Origin of the sequence: Gordonibacter pamelaeae (assembly GCF_003340385.1) — a bacterium.
GTDB classification, from domain to species: domain Bacteria; phylum Actinomycetota; class Coriobacteriia; order Coriobacteriales; family Eggerthellaceae; genus Gordonibacter; species Gordonibacter pamelaeae.
Map to the genome: position 1 here is coordinate 271698 of NZ_PPTS01000004.1, position 18876 is coordinate 290573.

General features: G+C 66.4%; 16 protein-coding genes and 1 tRNA gene. 7 read left to right on the forward strand and 10 right to left on the reverse strand.

Annotated features, from left to right (window positions below):
* Nucleotides 1–3 precede the first annotated feature (3 nt).
* Nucleotides 4–1860 carry an ABC transporter substrate-binding protein gene (locus tag C1877_RS08305; protein ID WP_114568922.1) on the forward strand — a complete coding sequence of 619 codons (1857 nt, stop codon included), beginning with the start codon at nt 4–6 and terminating at the stop codon, nt 1858–1860.
* A gap of 89 nt (nt 1861–1949) precedes the next feature.
* Here C1877_RS08305 and C1877_RS08310 read toward each other — a convergent pair whose 3' ends face one another.
* Both C1877_RS08310 and C1877_RS08315 read right to left on the reverse strand, forming a co-directional pair.
* Nucleotides 1950–2291, reverse strand: a complete 342-nt coding sequence (locus C1877_RS08310; RefSeq protein ID WP_015540292.1) for an arsenate reductase family protein — start codon at nt 2289–2291, stop codon at nt 1950–1952.
* 290 nt (nt 2292–2581) lie between these two features.
* The gene (locus tag C1877_RS08315) at nt 2582–2932 is read right to left on the reverse strand and encodes a TIGR04076 family protein (RefSeq protein WP_015540290.1); all 351 of its coding nucleotides are present in this window, start codon (nt 2930–2932) and stop codon (nt 2582–2584) included.
* Nucleotides 2933–3049: 117 nt separating this feature from the next.
* On the opposite strand from C1877_RS08315, the gene C1877_RS08320 reads away from it, so the two are divergent.
* Together C1877_RS08320 and C1877_RS08325 are read left to right on the forward strand one after the other, a co-directional pair.
* The gene (locus C1877_RS08320) at nt 3050–3433 is read left to right on the forward strand and encodes a winged helix-turn-helix transcriptional regulator (RefSeq protein ID WP_015540289.1); all 384 of its coding nucleotides are present in this window, start codon (nt 3050–3052) and stop codon (nt 3431–3433) included.
* A 41-nt stretch (nt 3434–3474) separates the two neighbouring features.
* Nucleotides 3475–5631 (forward strand): Tex family protein, encoded by a 2157-nt coding sequence (locus tag C1877_RS08325; RefSeq protein WP_015540288.1) that lies wholly within the window; start codon nt 3475–3477, stop codon nt 5629–5631.
* 675 nt (nt 5632–6306) lie between these two features.
* Here the strand turns inward: C1877_RS08325 and C1877_RS08330 are convergent.
* Entirely contained in the window at nt 6307–6729 is a 423-nt protein-coding gene (locus C1877_RS08330) for a hypothetical protein (RefSeq protein ID WP_227155728.1), read from the reverse strand.
* A 349-nt stretch (nt 6730–7078) separates the two neighbouring features.
* Here C1877_RS08330 and C1877_RS08335 point away from each other — a divergent pair, with 349 nt between their 5' ends.
* The 4 genes from C1877_RS08335 to C1877_RS15730 all read left to right on the forward strand — a co-directional run bounded on the left by C1877_RS08335 (nt 7079) and on the right by C1877_RS15730 (nt 11858).
* A complete protein-coding gene (locus C1877_RS08335; protein ID WP_041239394.1) occupies nt 7079–8572 on the forward strand; it encodes a helix-turn-helix transcriptional regulator in 1494 nt (497 codons plus the stop codon).
* A 41-nt stretch (nt 8573–8613) separates the two neighbouring features.
* Nucleotides 8614–8689 (forward strand) — tRNA-Ala (locus C1877_RS08340).
* A 284-nt stretch (nt 8690–8973) separates the two neighbouring features.
* Nucleotides 8974–10725, forward strand: a complete 1752-nt coding sequence (locus C1877_RS15725; protein WP_244909826.1) for a transporter substrate-binding domain-containing diguanylate cyclase — start codon at nt 8974–8976, stop codon at nt 10723–10725.
* Between the two features lie 56 nt (nt 10726–10781).
* Nucleotides 10782–11858 (forward strand): EAL domain-containing protein, encoded by a 1077-nt coding sequence (locus C1877_RS15730; protein ID WP_244909827.1) that lies wholly within the window; start codon nt 10782–10784, stop codon nt 11856–11858.
* Between the two features lie 9 nt (nt 11859–11867).
* Here C1877_RS15730 and C1877_RS08350 read toward each other — a convergent pair whose 3' ends face one another.
* The 7 genes from C1877_RS08350 to C1877_RS08385 all read right to left on the reverse strand — a co-directional run bounded on the left by C1877_RS08350 (nt 11868) and on the right by C1877_RS08385 (nt 18752).
* On the reverse strand, nt 11868–12704 hold the full coding sequence (locus tag C1877_RS08350; protein ID WP_114568923.1) for a deoxyribonuclease IV: 837 nt from the start codon (nt 12702–12704) through the stop codon (nt 11868–11870).
* 61 nt (nt 12705–12765) lie between these two features.
* Nucleotides 12766–13605 (reverse strand): deoxyribonuclease IV, encoded by an 840-nt coding sequence (locus C1877_RS08355; RefSeq protein WP_015539716.1) that lies wholly within the window; start codon nt 13603–13605, stop codon nt 12766–12768.
* Nucleotides 13606–14222: 617 nt separating this feature from the next.
* Entirely contained in the window at nt 14223–14993 is a 771-nt protein-coding gene (locus C1877_RS08360) for an energy-coupling factor transporter transmembrane component T family protein (protein WP_041239395.1), read from the reverse strand.
* Nucleotides 14990–15847 carry an energy-coupling factor ABC transporter ATP-binding protein gene (locus C1877_RS08365; RefSeq protein WP_015539719.1) on the reverse strand — a complete coding sequence of 286 codons (858 nt, stop codon included), beginning with the start codon at nt 15845–15847 and terminating at the stop codon, nt 14990–14992. Before C1877_RS08365 ends, C1877_RS08360 begins: the two co-directional genes overlap by 4 nt.
* Nucleotides 15844–16683 (reverse strand): energy-coupling factor ABC transporter ATP-binding protein, encoded by an 840-nt coding sequence (locus tag C1877_RS08370; RefSeq protein ID WP_015539720.1) that lies wholly within the window; start codon nt 16681–16683, stop codon nt 15844–15846. The genes C1877_RS08365 and C1877_RS08370 overlap by 4 nt, the downstream gene beginning before the upstream one ends.
* Before the next feature lie 201 nt (nt 16684–16884).
* Complete coding sequence (locus tag C1877_RS08380; protein ID WP_015539721.1) at nt 16885–17511, reverse strand: tryptophan transporter; 627 nt, start codon at nt 17509–17511, stop codon at nt 16885–16887.
* A gap of 560 nt (nt 17512–18071) precedes the next feature.
* Nucleotides 18072–18752, reverse strand: coding sequence for a TetR family transcriptional regulator (locus C1877_RS08385; RefSeq protein WP_015539722.1), 681 nt, complete (start codon nt 18750–18752; stop codon nt 18072–18074).
* Nucleotides 18753–18876: the final 124 nt, after the last annotated feature.

Here is an 18876-nt window from a genome sequence, read left to right on the forward strand (position 1 = left end):
ACAATGAACGTACGGAAGATCATCAGCAGCCTGATGGCCGGAGCCTTGCTTCTGGGCCTCACCGCCTGCTCGCCCAGCGCTGCCGAGCAGGAAACCCGCCCCGACAACGAGATCGTCACCTACGAGCCGCTTGATCCGAACAAGACGCTCATCACCCTCGGCCGCTACACCGTCTTCAACGACGCCCCGCTGAAAGCCGCCTTGGAGGAGAAGTTCCCCCATATCCAAATAGCCTCGGTCAACGCGGCGGGAACGAACACGGTCAGGGCCTACGTTGAGAAGCAGGGCGAGCACGAGGACCTGCCCGACCTCATATTCAGCGGCATGCGCATGGGCGACAGCAAGTACGCCTACGACTTCTCCGCCGAAAGCTTCACCAGCCGCTACAACCTCTCGTCGCTCGAAGCGCTCGATGCCGACGGCTCGCTGCGCCAGCTGCCCGTCAACAGCGCCGTCAAGGGCATCTTCTACAACAAGACGCTCTTCGAGGAGCACGGCTGGGAGATTCCCGCCACGCGCGACGAGCTGTTCAAGCCGTGCGAGGAAATCTCCGCCGAGGGCATCCGCCCCTTCGTCCCCTGCCTGAAGTACTCGGTGCAGGAGGTGGGCTTGGGCCTGACGAACCGCGAGCTGCTGGGCACGAGCGAGAAACGCGCCCAGTACGAAGCAGTGGTCAAGGGCGAGGCCTCGTGCGAGGGCCTGCTGGAGCCGTACTACAGCGTTTTGAGGGAGCTGTACGACCGCGGCATCGTCGTGGAGGGCGATTTCACCTCGAGCCTCACGAAGAACCGCCAGGCCATGTACGCAGGCGAGATAGCCATGATCCCCGCCGAGCTGGGCATGTACGGCCTCTACGAGGAGGAGAACCCCGACTGCGAGATAGACTTCATCGGCTATCCCACCGACACGTCGGGCGAGCGCTGGATGCAGATGGTGCCGGGCACGAACCTGGCCGCGCCGCAACGCTCCATGGACGACCCGGACAAGAAGCAGATCCTGCTGGACATCGTCGACTACCTGAGCACCGACGAGGGGCAGGACGTGCTGTTCCAGTGCTTCACCGGCATCAGCGGCGTCAAGACATACCAGGAGAACATCCGCAGCGAGTTCTGGGACGTCAAGAACTGTCTCGACAAGGGCCAGCTGTACTTCGCCGACCAGTTCGGCCAGACGAGCGACTTCGAGACGGCCTTCGACTGGATGCGCGGGAACATGACCATGGACGAGGTCATCGCGGCCACCGACGAGTTCGAGCCGCTCGACCCCACCGCGCCTGAACCGAGCGTGGCCATTGGGACCGCCGCCGAGGACTTCACCGCACTCGAGACCAGCATGCTCATGGCCGACGTCATGCGCGAGGCCGCCGGCGCCGATGCGGCGCTGCTTTTGCACGGCACGTACTACAAGGGCAACTCGAGCAAGATCTACCAGGGCACCATCGACATACCCGACCGGTTCAACCTGCGCAGCGTCTCCAAAGACGACGCGCTGACCACCTACGAGATTACGGGCGCGAACCTGAAGAAGCTCATGGAGCACCCTCTGCTCAACGGCGAGGAGGTGAACGCGCTGTACGCGTTCTCCGGCCTGAAGGCAGAGTACGCGCCGTGGCGCGACGAGGCGAGCAACGTGCTGAGCCTGGCGCTGGCCGACGGCACCGAGATCGACGACGGCAAGCTCTACACCGTTGCCGCCTGGGCCGGGACGGTGGACGAATCCTACGTGTCGTCCACGGTGAAAGCGCACTCCGAGCTGGGAACCATCACCGATCTCATGACCGCGTACTTGGCCGATGCGGGCGAGGTGTCCCCCGCAAAGGACGGACGCATCACGCTGAACTGGGAACAGGACGCCGCTTAACCGCCTCCCCTGCCCCAACCGGGGCCGCCCCGCAGGTTGCAGGGCGGCCCCGAGGCCCCGTGCGCTGCGGGGCGGCGGACGGTGTCACGCTACTCCCAGGTTTTCCACACGTCGGGCGCGTAGCCCACCGTGGCCTGCTTGCCGTTGCGCACCACGGGCTCGGCCAGCACGTGCTGGTTTTCCAGCAGCTTGTCGAACTTCTGGTCGGGCGAGAGGTAGGCGAGCAGCGCCACCGTGTCCTGGTCCTTCGCCTTCGGGTCGACGAGCGCGTCGATGCCGCCGACCGCCCGGCGCACCGATTCCAGCTCGCCCTTGCTCATCCCCTTCTCCGCCAGGTCGATGAACTGGAACTTCACGCGCCGCTCCTTGAAATAGCGCTGCGCTTTCTTCGTGTCGAAGCTCTTCTTGGTGCCGAACACCTGGATGTTCATCGCCCTCGCCTTCCGCTCGCTCTATCGATCGCGCGCCGGGAACCCGGACGCGTCTGCCCGCTATACGGTCTCTTTGGGATTATCCCGCCTGCGATTCTAAGACACGAGGAGGAGCCCTACAGGGAGCTCGTCGAAATCCCCGAAAGCGACAGAGCGCGGCACCTCGACCTGCTGCTCATCGCCGACGAATCGGTGGACATGATCGAGCGGTACCTTCACCGCGACAACCTGCTCGCGCTTGTCGAGGACGGCCACCAGCTCGCGGACATGGGGTACTTGAGGATACGCCTCTAGCGCACCGGCTCGTAGCCCAGCTCGGCGGGCAGGTCAGTGGCCTCGAGCTTCATGATGACGGGGCGCAGGCCGTCGTTGCAGCTGACGATGGCGCATCCAGGTTCGCGCATCCAGTCGTCGTGGTAAAACGCGAAGCCGTCGCCGCCGTGGGCGAGCGCGAACACGTACTGGTAGACGGCCTTCCACGCCTCGTCGCAGAATCCCTCGGGCTTGGCGTAGTCGGCGTAGAACTCCTGGCCGGCGCGCATCATCGGGCACGCTTGCAGCCCGGGGACGCCGTACTCCTCGGCCAGCTCCTCGTCGAGCGTGGTCTTCAAAACGGTGATCCTCACCTTGTTCATGGCCATGGCGCATTCCTTTCGCGAACATCGGGCATCCCTCTTCCCTTATCCCGTTATAATGCGGAGCAAGCCGTTGTGGAAGTACGGTCTTTCTTACCAGGTACTATCTTGAAGGGAAGCGCTATGAGCATGGAGCCCTACGAGGGAAGCCTCTCGTCGCTCGCCGACACGCCGTTCGGCTACACGCTGTCGATGATCGGCGGGAAGTGGCGCCTCGTCATCATGTACTGGCTCGTGGAATGCGAGACCATGCGGTTCAACGAGCTCAAGCGCAAGATCGGGCGCATCACCGACAAGACGCTCAGCCGCCAGCTGAAGGACCTGGAAGCCGACGGCCTCATCGTGCGCACCGAGTACCCGCAGATCCCGCCGAAGGTGGAGTACCGCCTCTCCGAGAAGGGGAAGTCGCTCTACCCCCTGATGGAGGCCATGTGCGAATGGGGACGGGAGCACGGAGCGCCGGGGCCGGACGCGCCCGACGAGCCTTCCGCCGACCTTCGCGTATAATGACAAACCCGATTTCAATCCGGAACACAGGAGCACCGCCCATGTCATCCATCCACACCACGCTCGCGCGCGAGCTCGGCCTGACCGCGGCGCAGGTCGCGGCCGTTATCGCCCTTGTCGACGAGGGCAACACCATCCCGTTCATCGCTCGCTACCGCAAGGAGGCCACCGGCGGCATGGACGACGCCCAGCTGCGCACCTTCGACGAGCGCCTCGCCTACCTGCGCAACCTCGAGGCCCGCAAGGCCGAGGTGCTGCACGCCATCGACGAGCAAGGCAAGCTCACACCCGAGCTGCGCGCGAAGATCGAGGCGGCCGAGGTCATGCAACGCGTGGAGGACCTGTACAAGCCGTTCAAGAAGAAGCGCGCCACCCGTGCGTCGAAGGCACGCGACGCAGGCCTCGAGCCCCTTGCGCTGCTCATCCTGGCGCAGGGCCGCAGCGACAAGAGCCCCCTCGCCCTGGCGGCCGGGCTCGTGAACGCCGAGGCCGGCTTCCCCACGCCGGAGGCGGCGCTGCAGGGCGCGCAGGACATCGTGGCCGAGGTCATCGCCGACGACGCCGAGCACACCGAGGCCCTGCGCGCGTTCACGTTGCGCACCGGCGCGCTGGCCGTGGAGGCGGTCGACCCACAGGAGAAGACCGTCTACGAGGCGTACTACGACTTCTCCGAGCCGCTCTCGCGCATCCCCAACCACCGCGTGCTCGCCGTCAACCGCGGCGAGAAGGAGGGCAAGCTGCGCGCGAAGGTGCGCGTGGACGCGGACGCCGCCATCGAGCAGCTCGAGCGCCGCGTGGTCAGGAACCCGGCAAGCCCCTTCGCCCCCGTGCTGCGCGAGGCCGTGGCCGACGGCTACAAGCGCCTCGTGGCCCCCTCCCTCGACCGCGAGATGCGCGTGCTGCTCACCGAGCGCGCCGAAGCCGACGCCATCAAGGTGTTCGCGAAGAACACCGAGAGCCTGCTTTCGCAGCGCCCCGTGCGCGGCGCGCGCGTCATCGCCATCGACCCAGGCTACCGCACCGGCTGCAAAGTGGCGGTGCTCGACGAGTACGGCAAGCTGCTCGACTTCACCACCGTCTACCCCACCCCGCCGCGCAGCGAGGTGCGCAAGACGCAGGACAAGCTGGCCGAGTACGTGGAGCGCCACCGCGCCAACACCATCGTCATCGGCAACGGCACGGGCAGCAGCGAGACGGAGGAGGTCGTGGCCGACCTCATTGCCAAGACGGACGCGCCCCTGCGCTACACCATCGTGAACGAGGCCGGCGCATCGGTGTACTCCGCCTCCCAGCTGGCGAGCGAGGAGTACCCTGACCTCGACGTCACCACGCGCGGCGCCATGAGCCTGGGCCGCCGCCTGCAGGACCCGCTCGCGGAGCTGGTGAAGATACCGCCGCAGTCCATCGGCGTGGGCCAGTACCAGCACGACCTCAACCAGGCGGAGCTCGGCCGCGCGCTCGCGGGCGTGGTGGAGCGCGTCGTGAACCGCGTGGGCGTGGACCTCAACACGGCCAGCGCGAGCCTGCTCGGCTACGTGTCGGGCGTGAACACCGCCGTGGCGAGGAACATCGTGGCCTACCGCGAGGAGCACGGAAGGTTCTCCGACCGCCGCGAGCTCAAGAAGGTACCCAAGCTCGGCGCCAAGGCCTACCAGAACTGCGCGGGCTTTTTGCGCGTGGCCGGCGGCGCGAACCCGCTCGACGCCACGAGCGTCCACCCCGAGAGCTACCCCGTGGCGCGCGAGCTGCTGAAGCGCGCGAAGGTGAAGCCGGAGGCGCTTGCACGCGGCGGCGTCCCCGACATCGCGAGCCGCCTGGGCGACCTGCCCGCCCTCGCGGCCGAGCTTGGCGTGGGCCTGCCCACCCTGCGCGACATCGTGGCCGAGCTGGAGAAGCCGGGCCGCGACCCCCGCGACAGCGCGCCGGAGGTCGTGTTCAGCAAGGGCATCCGCTCCTTCGACGACCTCGTGCCCGGCATGGAGCTCACCGGTACCGTGCGCAACGTGGTGGACTTCGGCGCGTTCGTGGACATCGGCGTGAAGCAGGACGGCCTTGTGCACGTCTCCAAGCTGGCCGATCGCTTCGTGCGCCACCCGAGCGAGGTCGTGGCCGTGGGCGACACCGTCACCGTCTGGGTCACCGCCGTCGACAAGGACCGCGGCAAGATCTCGCTCTCCATGGTGAAGGGGAAGGCGTAACTGCTCGATGGCGGAGTCTGCGAAGGTCTAGCCACCATCCTCGATCCATGGCATAAAAGCACGAGAGACGTCGAGAGGTGTTTCTTCCAAGTCGCCGGGGGGTGTCCTCCGGCACACTTGTTTCTAGGGAACCGTTGATTAAGTAATAGCGTAGCGGCTCAACCGGCCTCGCCATTGGATTTCTTGACACGAAACCTCTCAGGACACGCCGCAGGTCGCATCTCAAACTACGGTAATGGATTCGCAATTTTTTCCCGATATATTACCGAACCTCGGGATCTCGCGTCCGAAAGCTCTCGCTCGACGCCCGATATCCGGCTTTTCGCGCTGATTCGGGCGATTATCTCGCCTTGGAAGGGGGTTTCGGAACCCTCGTCGTCCGATACGGTAAAATATCGAAAATTTTCTTCGATTCCATTACCGTGTCCGAAGGAACAGGGCGATGCGGGCGGGCATCGCCGCGCGATCGCCGGCTTGCACGGCGCCGTGCCGCTCGGGATGCGCGGCGATCCGTTGCGGACCCGGGGAACCGCCGATCGACGCCCCTGCCGCGCGTGCTTCGCAGGGCGGGCGCCCCGTGCTTGCCGTAGAGCCGGGAGAACGCCGCGATCGAGCGGCAGGCGCGGGGTGCCTGCCCTGCGAAAAAGCCGAATCCGAAAATTAATCAGCGGTTCCCTAGGGATGATCGTCGAAGTAGCCCGTCTGGCCGCGTACCTGCCACGTGCACACGGCAAGCGCGATGATGAACAGCCCGCTCACGATGCCGGTGACGTCGACGATGCCCGACGAGAGGTTGCTGGCCATGGCCCAGGCCGTGAGCACCGCGTCGGCCAGCGTTATCCAGAAGAACAGCGTGATCTTGTAGGGGTTCTTGGCCCCGCGGATGCCCAACAGCCCGATGGCCAGGTTGAACACCGCGCCCACAAGCGCCGTGGCCCCCACGGCGGCCGCGATGTCGCGCAACTCCACGCCGGCGACCCGCACGCCATCCGCCACCGACCCGACCGCCCAGAACGCCGCGCCGAACACCAGCTCCAGCACAGCCCATACGATCATGACAACGCACAGGCGCTTGAGCCACACCTGCCATACCGACATGGGCTTTCCGTCCGCGCCGAGCGGTGCCGGCCGCACGCGCGTTTGCGCCCCGCCCATCCGGCGCACGCCCCCTGGTGCCGTCGCTCCCCGATCTGCCGCCATGCCGCCTCCGCCCGCGCCCATGCGCCTCATGCCAGCGGGCCGCCTCGGTTTCTCCCCGGCGGCCCGCCTCGCTTCCTTTTCTCCCCCCTATTATAGGGCAAGCCGCCGCCTTGCCGGAAAACCGAAACCTTGAGGCGCGTGGGCGCGCCGTGTCGTATACTGGAACCAGTTGAATAAACGCCGTCGCGTATGGGATGGGGATGTTCCAAGCGCAAAGCCGGCCGCACGCTCTCTCAAGGAGGCTATTATGGAGCGCGCTCGTTACCGGCAAAGCGACTTGAGAAGGATGGCCCTCGGCGTACGCACCATCCCCTCCCTGTTCATCGCTTTGACCTCTTACAAACTGCTTGCGGTGCTGCTGCTCATGGAAACGTTCCTGCTACCGGGCACGTTCGTCGTGGGCGGCCTGGCGCTGCCCGCCTGCACGCTGCTGTTCCTGGCCTGCTCCCTGGTGTGCCTGGCCTTCGCCATGCTGTTCCGCCGGCTGACGTTCCACGACCACAGCTGGTACTTGGGGCTGCTCATAGCCTGCCTCATGCTCGGGCTGTTCCTGCTGCTGCTGCGCGAGCTGGGCGGCGTGGGCAACGCGGCGCTGGCTTCCGCGTGCCGCGGGCTGGGCATCGCGCTGGTGGCGGCGGGGCTCATCGGCGTGCACATCGAGATGGCGCGCATTATGGGCGCCCTCGGCATGACCCAGACGCTCACGTTCGGCGTATCCGCCGCATTCGCCGCCGGCCTGCTCTACCTGGCGCTGACCCTCTTGCCGGTGCCGCAGGGGCGCTGGATGGCGGCGTTCGCGCTGCCGCTCGTGCTTGCCGCCTCGTTCAGCCGCGCGCGGCGGAACGTGTACCGCTCCCGCAAAACGCGCTTCGAGGAGCCCGAGGCCGAGGTGCTCGTTCCCTACCGGTTCATCGTCACCTCCGTGGCCCAGGGCGTCGCCGCCGGCCTGCTCGTAGCCCTCGCGTGCGTCGGCGGGCCGTTCGCACCCGCATGGAACGTGGCGGGCTATCTGCTGGCCGCCATGCTCACCCTGGCCACGATGCTGGTATGCAAGCTCGACTTCAACCGCTCGGTGTACCAGATCGGGTTCCCGCTCGTGGGGCTGGGGCTGCTGTGCGCCGGCATCGCGGGCGCCCCGCTGGGTGCGCCGGGCGCGGTGATGCAGGTGACGGGGTTTTTGTACCTCGACCTGGTGCTGTGGGGGCTGGGATCGTACCTCATCAAGAACTGCCGCCAACCGGCTACCTGGGTGGCGGCCTGCCCCACCACCTCGCTCATGGCCGGACGGACGCTGGGGGCGGTGCTGGGAGCCGCCCTGCTGCAGCTGCTACCGGGCGGCGTGGGCTGGAACGCGCTGCTGTGCACCGCCGCCTTCTGCTTCGTCATGGCAGCCCTGCTGCTGTCCAACGCCGCCAACCTGCGTACCGGCTGGGGCTTCGTGCGGCCGGGCGGCCCCGACGACGGCACGAACGCCCATCGCGCCTGCCAGATCGTCGCCGAGGACTTCAGCCTCACGCAGCGCGAGTTCGAGGTGCTGCGGCGCATCGTGGCGGGCGAGTCGCGCGCCGACGTGGCCGAGGCGCTGTTCATCGCGCCCAACACGGTGAAGACGCATCTGCACAGTATCTATGCGAAACTCGATGTGCACAACGTGCACGATTTGCGCGCGTACGTGGACAATCGGAGGCGCTCGTTCTCGCCATCTTCCGAAAACGAGGAAATTCTTGAAAATGATGCTTGACCCTGTGCGCGCTTCCGTTATACTAGGTTTCGCACTTTTTCGGGGCTTTAGCTCAGCTGGGAGAGCGCATGGCTGGCAGCCATGAGGTCAGGGGTTCGATCCCCCTAAGCTCCACCATCAACTTGATGGCCGGTTCGGAGACGAACCGGCCATTTCTTTTCCGCTTCCCAGCGCTGCGATTCGCGTGCGGGCCGTACGCCGCCCCCTCGCCTTGGCTCCACAACCGCGCAAATATGGTATCGTACGAGCGAGGACGCAGGAGAATGCGTCGGAGCGGATCGGAGCGGGCCATAGCACACGGAGGAGAAGACGCGCGGAACCGGCATCGGAATGGGATGCCCCTGCCGCTTTTGCTGCTCGCACTCGTTGCGGCACTGCTTGCGCTACCGGGAGCCTTCGGCATGCCCGCCTTCGCCGACGAGGACCCGGCGGACAGCAGGCGCATCGTGCGCGTGGGCTGCTACGAGGACGGCGACTACATGTCGTACGACGAGGCCGGCCAGCTCGCAGGCTACAACATAGACTACCTGGAAGAGCTGCGACGCTACGTGGACTGGACGTACGAGTACGTGGACTTCACCGGCTGGGCCGAAGCCTACGATGCGCTGGAGAGCGGCGAGATCGACCTGCTCCCCGCCGTGTACTACACCGAGGAGCGCACGGACCGCATGCTGTTCTCGGCCGAGCCCATGTGCAGCATCTACACCACGCTCAACGTGCGCCTTGACGATCAGCGCTACGCCTACGAGGACTTCGCCGCGTTCTCGGGCATGCGCGTGGGGGTGATCGAGGACAGCCAGGATGCCCGGGCGTTCGCGCAGTACGCGCAGGACAACGGCTTCGACGTGGACGTGGTGGAGTTCCTGGAGACAGACGACCTCCTGGGCGCGCTCGACGACGGCACGCTCGACGCCATCGCCATCACCTACCTGGGAAGCAACTCGCGCTTCCGCACGATCGCGCAGTTCTCGCCCGAGCCCATCCACTTCGCATTCCCGCTCGACCGCGCCGTGCTCGAGCAGGAGCTGACCGCCGCCATGAACCGCCTCCAGCTGCGCGACCCCAGCTTCTCCACGCTGCTGTACAACCGTTATTTCGGCATCAACACCGACCAAGATCCCGTGTTCACCGAGGACGAGTACGCCTACCTCGCATCCGCGCCCACGCTGCGGGTGGCCTACGACGCGTTCCGCATGCCGCTGTCCTACACCGACCCCGAGACGGGCGCGTTCGACGGCGCCGCGGCACGGCTGTTCGAGGACATCTCGCGCGTGACGGGCCTCACGTTCGAGTTCGTGCCCGTCGACCGCCACGACGACGCCTTCGCCATGGTGGAGAGCGGCGAGGTGGACCTCGTGGCCGGCGTGGACCGCGACGCCGACGAGGCCACGAAGGGCATCGTGTCCACCACCGGCCCCTACCTGCGCGACCCCATGGCCCTCATCGTGGGGCCGAACTCCCCCTCCGAAGGCTCGCGCATCGCCCTGCCGCGGGGCTTCGCCCTGGCTGCCGAGATGGAGCGCCAGCACGTGGGGGACGAGGTGCTGCACTTCGACACGCCGAAGCAGTGCGTCAATGCCGTGCTGACGGGCGCCGCCGATGCAGCCTATGCCGACACGCACGTGGCGAACTACCTGCTGGCCGAATCGCAGTACGAGTCGCTTACCGTCACCACCGTCACCGACTACACGAACGCCATGAGCATCGGCGTGGCGGGGACCGCCGACGCGCGCCTGCTGAGCGTGCTTGACCGCTGCGTGCAGTACACGGCGGAGAGCAAGATGACCACCTGGGTGTCGCAGAGCTCGCTGGCCGTCCACCCCACCACGCCGCTGGACTTCCTGCGCCAGTACCCGCTGCAGATCATCTCGGGGCTCGTGGCGCTGTTCGGGGTGCTCTTGGCCGGCGCGCTCTACCTGGGCCGCACGAAGCTGCGCACGGCGCGCCACATCGAGGAGCTGTCCTTCACCGACCCGCTCACGGGCGGCTGGACGCTCGCCCGCTTCCGCACGGGTGCTGCCGGCGTGCTCGAGCATGCCGGCAGCGGGGAGCACGCCATCGTGTACCTGGACATCGTACGCTTCAAGAGCTTCAACGCCGCGTTCGGCTATGCGGAGGGCGACCGGCTGCTGAAGGCGCTCACCAGCTTTTAGGCGAGCTTGAACGCGACGGCGAGCACCACGCGCACATCACTGCAGACGAGTTCGTGGTGCTGGTGCAGTGGAACGGTTGGGAGGATTTCCTCGAGCAGTTCGCGGAGCTGGACCGCCGCTTCAACAACCTGGACGTGCTGCGCTCCCACTCGCACCGCCTGCTCCTGCACGCCGGCGCCTGCATCGTGGAGCGTCCGGACGGGTCGCGCCGGCTGGATGCGCAGGCCCTGGCCGAGCTCATGGACTGCGCCCGCTACGCGCGCGACAGCGTGGGCGAGACGTCGGCGAGCGAGGCGGCGCTCTACACGGCCGACATGAAGGATCGCGACGTGGCCGAGCGCGCGGTGGTGGCGCTGGCGCGCACCGCGCTGGAGCAGGGCGAGTTCACGGCCTACTACCAGCCGAAGGTCGAGCTGGCCACGAACCGCATCGTCGGCCTCGAGGCGCTCGTGCGCTGGGAATCGCCCCAGCGCGGCATCGTGCAGCCGAACGACTTCATCCCGCTGTTCGAGAAGAACGGCTTCGTGACCGAGATCGACCTGCATGTGCTGCGCCAAGCTTGCACCCGCCTGGAGGAGCGGTTGGCCCAAGGGCTGCCCGTCGTGCCCATCGCATGCAACTTCTCGCGCCTGCACCTGCAGCGGGACGGGTTTCCCGAGAGGGTGAGGGCCATCGTCGACGAGTACGCGGTGCCGGTCGACCTCATAGAGCTGGAGCTGACGGAGAACATCGTCATGGAGGACCTGGAGCGCGCGAAGGTCATCTGCCGCCAGCTGAAGGACCTGGGCTTCCGCATATCCATCGACGACTTCGGCAGCGGCTACTCGTCGCTGGGCACGTTGCAGGACCTGACGATAGACGTGCTGAAGCTGGACCGCACGTTCCTCATGAGCAGCGAGAGCGGCGAGCGCAGCCGGGCCATCCTCGAGGGCGTGGTGGGCATCGCCGAGAAGCTGCACGTGACCATTGTCGTGGAGGGTGTGGAGACGTGCGAGCAGGCGGCCATGCTGTTGCAGCTGGACGACGGCGTCATCGCACAGGGCTACCTGTACTCGCGCCCCGTGCCCAGGGCCGAGTCCGACCGCCAGCTGGACGGCGCCGTCCTGGAGCCGCACGAGGGATGCGCGGAGTAGGCGCGCGGCCTATCCTTCGTGCGCGCTGCGCAGAAGCGCGATCTCCTCGGCGAAGCCGGAGAGCTCGGGGTTGGGCGTCTCCAGGTAGAACGGCAGGTCCCGCAGGCGCGGGTTGTTCGTGACGGCGGCGAGCGCCTCGAGGCCGATCTGCCCCTCGCCGATGCGCGCATGGCGGTCCTTGTGCGAGCCGCGCGCGTTCTGGGAGTCGTTGAGGTGGATGGCGTGCAGGCGATCGAGGCCGATCACGCGGTCGAACTCGTCGAGCACGCCGTCGAGGTCGCCGACGATGTCGTAGCCGGCGTCCCAGACGTGGCACGTGTCCAGGCACATGCCCACGTGGCCGTCCAGATCCACCTGCGCGATGATGGCCGCCAGCTCCTCGAACGTGCCACCGACCTCGCTGCCCTTCCCCGCCATCGTCTCCAAGAGCAGCGTCGTGGTCTGGTGCGGCAGAAGCGACTGGTTGAGCGCGTCGGCGATCTTCGCGATGGCCTCCTCGTGCGTCTGGCCGGTGGCGCTGCCGGGATGCATGTTGTACAGCTGGTGCGGCGTCTCCTCCATGCGCCCCAGATCCTCGGCCAGCACCATGAGCGCGAAGTCGCGCGTCTGCTGCTTGTCGGAGGCGGGGTTCAGCGTGTAGGGCGCGTGCGCCAGGATGCGCTCGATGCCGTGCTCGGGCGCATAGGCCGCGTATGCCGCCACGTCCTTCGGGTCGATGGCCTTCGCGCGCCCGCCGCGCGGGTTGCGCGTGAAGAACTGGAACGTGTTGGCATCGATGGACACGGCCGTCTTCGCCATGTGGAGGTAGCCTTTTGCGCTCGAGAGGTGGCATCCGATGGTGAACATGGGCCGTATCCTTTCCGGTGGTTTAATCGTGACGCATATAGTAGCATATGGAGCGGCGAGCTCAAGCCGAGGCACGGGCCTTCTGGAACTTCCCTATGGCCTCGCCGTACTCCTTGAGCGTCGCGTCGGGCGCCTCCAGGTAGAACGGCACGTCGCGCAGTTTCGGATGGTTCACGAGCCCTGCCAGGGCGTCGAAGCCGATCCGCCCCTCGCCGATAGGCGCATGGCGGTCCTTGCGCGAGCCGAGAGCGTCCTTCGAGTCGTTGAGGTGGATGGCGCGCAGCTTGTCGATGCCGATGACCCGGTCGAACTCATCCACCACGCCGTCCAGGTCGTCCACGATGTCGTAGCCGGCGCCCCACACGCGGCACGCGTCGAAGAGCACGCCCACGTGGTCGTCGAGCTCCACTTGGTCGAGGATGCTCGCCAACTGCTCGAACGTGCTGCCCACCTGCGTGCCCTCGCCCGCCATGGTCTGCACGAGCACGGGCGTCCCCAGCGACGGCGTGATCACGTCGTTCAGCGCTGCGGCAACCCTCGCCAGCGCTTCGTCCACCGGCTTCCCAAGCGCGCTGCCGGGCTGCAGCGTGTACATCGCTTGCGGCGTTTCCGCCATGCGCGCAAGGTCTTCGGCCAGCACCATCATCGTGAAATCGTGCTCGGCCTGCTTGTCGCTGGCCGGGTTCGCCGTGTAGGGGGCGTATCCGAGGATCACCTCGATGCCGTGCTCGGGCGCATAGTCCTCGAACGCGGCGATGTCGTGCGGGTCGAGCGCCTTCTGCGCGCCGCCGCGCGGGTTTCTCGTGAAGAACTGGAACGTGTTGGCGTCGATGGACACGGCTGCCTTGGCCATGCCGAGGTAGCCGTCGCGGTCCGACAGGTGGCATCCGATGGTGAGCATGGGCGGCGTCCTTTCCGATGGGAGGGGTTTCCACCCATCGTAGAGGACACCCCCTCCCCGACAAGGCGGGAAGGGGCGCTTCAGCGCACTTGTTGGGAGCCCGTTGCGCAGTCGGTGCGCGACGCGCCTCACGCCTCCGCGGCGTCGTAGGCGTCGAGAGCGGCCCCGAGCGCGTCGAGCGCGGCCATGCCGACTCTGCGTCATCCCTTACTAAACACCTGCGAGACCGCCGCCCTATAGGTCGTTTCCGTCAGTCAATCTCCACCGTTTCTTCGATTGCGCCCGATGCTTCGGCGTTGTATCATGCAGATATTCGGGCTGGTCGAAAGATCCGGGCCCGACAGGAAGGCGGAGGCTCTCTCCGCCACTTCTCAATCTGGAGTCCCATTTCCTCATATGACGCGGTGGACATCCGTCGCGTCCACCCTGTCGACTACCGACTGTTCCAAGCCGCCGATTTCCTTTGCACGATGGAACTGCTCGAATTGAAACGCGTCAACCGCGACCTCTCGCCCAACGACCTGCGCTTCTTCAACGGCACCAAGGAATTCACGAAAACGTACTTCAAGAAGATGCGCGAGAAGCGGTTCGCCGGCTAACGCCCCGCCCCCGCGCCCCTACAGCACGATCCCCAGCGCCACCGCGCACACGACCAGCGCGACCGCAGCCGCCATCGCCGCCACGTCGAAGGCGGCGAAGGGGTACTCCTTGTAGCCGCTCGACGCCGTGCGCAGGTTGAAGCCGCGCACCTCCGCGGCGATGGCGGCGCTGTTGGTCTTGCGCACCGACGACACCAGCAGCGGCACGCACAGCGGCACCATGAGGCGCACCTTGCGCACGATGCCGCCCGCGTCGAACTCCACGCCGCGCGCGGTCTGCGCTTCCATAATGCCCTTCATGTCGTTCATGAACAGGGGGATGAAATGGATGGTGGACGTGAACGTGAACGCGTACTTGTACGGCACGTGCAGCACTTTCACCACGGCGTTCGTGATGTCGTTCATCTTGGTGACGTAGAACACGAGGAACAGCGGGATGGCCGCGGCCACGAGGCGCACCACCGTGGTGAGCGCCGCGAGCAGGCTGCCCGTGCCGATGTAGCCCCACGGCAGCGCCACGAGCACCGCACCCGTCGGCGTCGTGAGGATCTGGACGAGCGTCAAGATGAGCGAGAACGCGAACACCGCTTTCGCCAAGCCGACGGCGGGACGTAGCATGCCGCAGGTCGCGGCCAGCGCGAACCCGCAGGCCAGCAGCACGGCCAAGAACACCAGGTTGCTCGAGCAGAAGCACGCGACGGCGAACAGCGCCGCCGCGGCCAGCTTGGCCACCGGGTTCATACGATGCAGCGGGCTGGTACCGGGCACGTATTCCAGAAACGCGCTCATGCCGACACGCTCCTCTCCTCATCCTGGGCCCCTCGGGCCTCTTCGACCACGGCGGCCAGCATCTCGTCGACCGTGTTGGCGCTGCCCACGGGCGCGTCCGCGAGCCGGGGGATCGCGCGTCCCAGTTCAAGCGACAGATCCACGATCTGCGGCGGGACGAGCGAGGCGCGCTCGAGCGTGTCGCGGTTGCGCAGCACCTCGAACGTGGGAGCGTCATCCACCACGCGCCCGTCGCTCATCACGATGCAGCGCGTCGCGTAGTCGGCGACCACCTCCATGTCGTGGCACACCATGATCACCGTGGCGCCCTGCTCGTGGATGCGGCGGATGATGGCCATGACCTTCTCGCATTCGCGGTAGTCCAGGCCCGTCGTGGGCTCGTCGAGCACCACCACCGGCGGCGCGAGCACCACGATGGACGCGAGCGCCAGCAATTGGCGCGCTCCGCGGTTCAGCAGGAACGGGTCGTCATCGGGATCGAAGCCGAACTCCTCGATGATGGCGTCCACGCGCGCATCGGCCTCGGCGCCCGCCTGCCCGAGCGCACGGAACCCGAACAGCAGCTCCTCGCGCACCGTGGTGCAGCAGATCTGGCGGTCGGGATTCTGGAACAAAAAGCCCACGCGCCGCGCGAGCTCGCTCGTGCGCAGCTCCGCCGTGGAAACGCCGTCGATGAGCACCTGGCCGGCATCGGGTTTCAGCAAGCCGTTCATCAGGCGCATCGTGGTGGACTTCCCCGCCCCGTTCGTGCCGACGAACGCGACGAACTCGCCGTCGCGGATGGCGAAGTTGACGCCCTTCAGGATAGGGGCCGATGCCTCGTAGGACACGTGCACGTCCTTGAACTCGATCATGCGAGCACCTCCTCCAACGCCTCGCGCGCTTCGCGCACATTGCGGACCGACGGCCCCTGGTAGAGGCCCTCGGCGCGCAAACGGTTCATGAGCGTGGTCGAGCGCGGGCAGTTCACGCCGATGCGCTCGAGCTCGCCCGAATGCTCGAGCACCTTCGCGGGCGCGTCGGCGAAGCGGATGCGCCCCTCGTCGACGATGACCAGCATGTCGGCGTACTGCGACAGGAGCGCGATCTTCTGCTCCACCACTACGACCGTGGCGCCGTGCTCGCGCGCGTAGCGTGCCAGCAGGTCGAACACGCTGCGCGAGCTGGCCGGGTCGAGCTCGGCCGTGGGCTCGTCCAGCACGAGCACCCGCGGGTTCAGCGCCAGGATGGACGCGATGGCCACCTTCTGCTTCTGCCCGCCCGACAGCGACGTGATCGTGCGGTCGCGCAAATCGGCGATGCCCATGTCGTCCAAAGCCTGCTCGAGGCGCCCTTCGATCTCGTCTCGCGGCACGCCGAAGTTCTCCAGCCCGTAGAGCATCTCGTCTTCCACCACCGACGTGACGAACTGGCTGTCGACGTCCTGGCAGACGCTGCCCACCAGCCGCGACACGTCGGTCAGCGCGACGTCGCAGGTGTCGAGCCCGTCCACGACCACCGAGCCGTAGAAGTCGCCCGGATAGCAGTGCGGGATGATGCCGTTCAGCGCGTAGGTGAGCGTCGACTTGCCCGAGCCGGCGGCGCCGGTGATCCCGACGAACGCGCCGTCCGGGATGGCAAGGTCGATGCCCTGCACCACCGGAGTCGCCCCCTCGCGGTATTGGAATGAGAAGTTCGAGATTTCGATCATGGGAAGTCGTCTTTCTTCGTCGAATCGCAGGTTGGCGCTAGTAAGTCAGCGAGGACTGTCGTGGTGCCCGAGATCGTGGGGAGGGCGAGGGCGAAGCGCACTTCGGTACGCGAGTCCTCGGCCTCGCCGCGAGATCGGGTGCCACGACCGGCCGCAGCGTCGGCAGGTTCCGCGGGCCGTGGGCCCGCGGAACCCCCCCCCTTAGCGCTTCAGCACCTTCTTCAGCGGCATGGCCAGCACCTGCACGAGGATGCAGTTGAACGTGGCCGTACCAAGGACGATGGCCGCGTACGTGGCCAATGCCACCATGACGTCGCCGCCGGTGGACACCACGTTGATGTAGACCGACAGCAGGGCGAACGTGCCGCCGGACACCACGGTGGAGATGAACGTATTCACAAGCGGGTTCAGATCGAGCTTGCCGCCGATGCTCATGGGCACCTTGATGAGCAGGCCGCAGGCGAGCGCACCGAGGATCTCGGAGGGGATGTTCAGCAGCGGCGTGGCGTTCAGCAGGGGTATCTGGCAGATGAGGCCCGCCAGAAGCCCGATGATAAGCGCCTGGCCCAGCTTCGGGCGCGTGAGTATGATGGCCAGGCAGTACATGGCGATGATGAAGTTCGGCTTCATGCCCATCGACGAGAGGAGCGACCCCACCGTCAGCTTGAGCACGGCGCCGGCTGCCAGCAGCACGGCGATGAGGATGAGATCCTGCGTGGTGAGGCCCGCCTTCTTGGGAGCTGCCGCCACGTCGCGCTTGCGCGGCGCTGCCGCCTTGCCCGCCGCGGCCGTTTGCGTTGCAACCTCGCGCTTGATCTGCTGTTCCATGTTCCTCAATCCTTTCTTGGCGGCGTTCCCGCCGGTCTGTGCCCCTCCCGGGGCGTCTCGTTTGGCCGGCACGAGCTTCGCGGTTGAGAAACGCGCCGCTTCGCCTCCAAAGGTGCGCGGCTGCCGCCGCCTTGTGCGCCGCATAAAAAAACACCTGTCCTTTGAGATAAAGGACAGGTGTTGTAACCTGCGGTGCCACCTTTATTGGCTCTGCGATGCAGAACCCTCTCACGAACATGCCAACACATGTTCTGCCCTTAACGCAGGCTCACGGTCCAGATACTCGGTCGGTTCGGCCTCGTGCTCGCCGTGCCTTCCTTTCCCCTTTCCCTCGGCGAACCATTTACCATCCAGCTTACTGCGGGAATCCCAGCTGCGCCCGCTCTCTGTGAGTGCTCATGATGGCTTGACTTTCGCCTCATCGGTTTCAGCTATTAAGTTGTGGCGCATACTTTAGCACAACGCTTCGGGGCGCTGTCAAGAAGTTTTTCGCCGAGACCGCGTCTCCAGTGGACGCGAGCAGCTTCGAGCCGTGGTGCGGCTGTTGCCGCATCAGTGCATCAGGCCTGATCGCCCGCGGACAGGTAGGCCATGACGAGCCGACGTGTCTCGGAGGACGTGGGCGCCACCTCGCCGCAGACGTGCAGCATGGAGCGCGTGCGCGCCAGGCCGATGGCGGTGGACGACGCCACGAGCGCCTCCTCCTCAACCGAGCCGCCCGCCAGCATGCGGCGCTCGGGATGTTCGCCCAGATAGGATCGCAAGGCAGCGGCAATGGAGCACTGCACAGCCAGGAGGTCGCGCTGGCCGTGGAAGAACAGCTGGGGCATGGAGCGCAGCGCCTCGCGGCGCAGGCCCTCGATCTCGTCGTCCACGCCGGCGGAGACGGTGGTGCTCACCACGCCCACGAGCACGTCGAGATAGCACGCCTCGTCATGCTCCACGAGTATCTCGAGCAAACGCTCGTCGTCGGGAAACGCGTCCATGCGCCCCATGATGACCGAGGCCTTCGAGGGGAAGTAGTTGAAGAACGTCTTCTTGGATATCTCGGCCCGGGCGCAGATGTCCTCCACGGTCACGCCGTCGTAGCCGCGCTCGATGACCAGCTCCAGTGCCGCGCGCTCCACCGCAAGCCGCGCCTTGAGCTTCTTGCGGTACCGAAGCCCCTCCGGCGATGCCTTCTCCTGCCCCTGCTCCACGATGCGCGCAACCTCCTGTTGACGATGATGTGCCGTTTTCATGCAGGGTACCACAAGTTTCAACCGTCTCGCTTTTCATCTACCGAATGAATATTTATACTGGGTGTAAATTACCTCAGCCGCGCATGAAGGCGTTCTCGAGGACGGGCGGAAGCCCGCTCGAGGG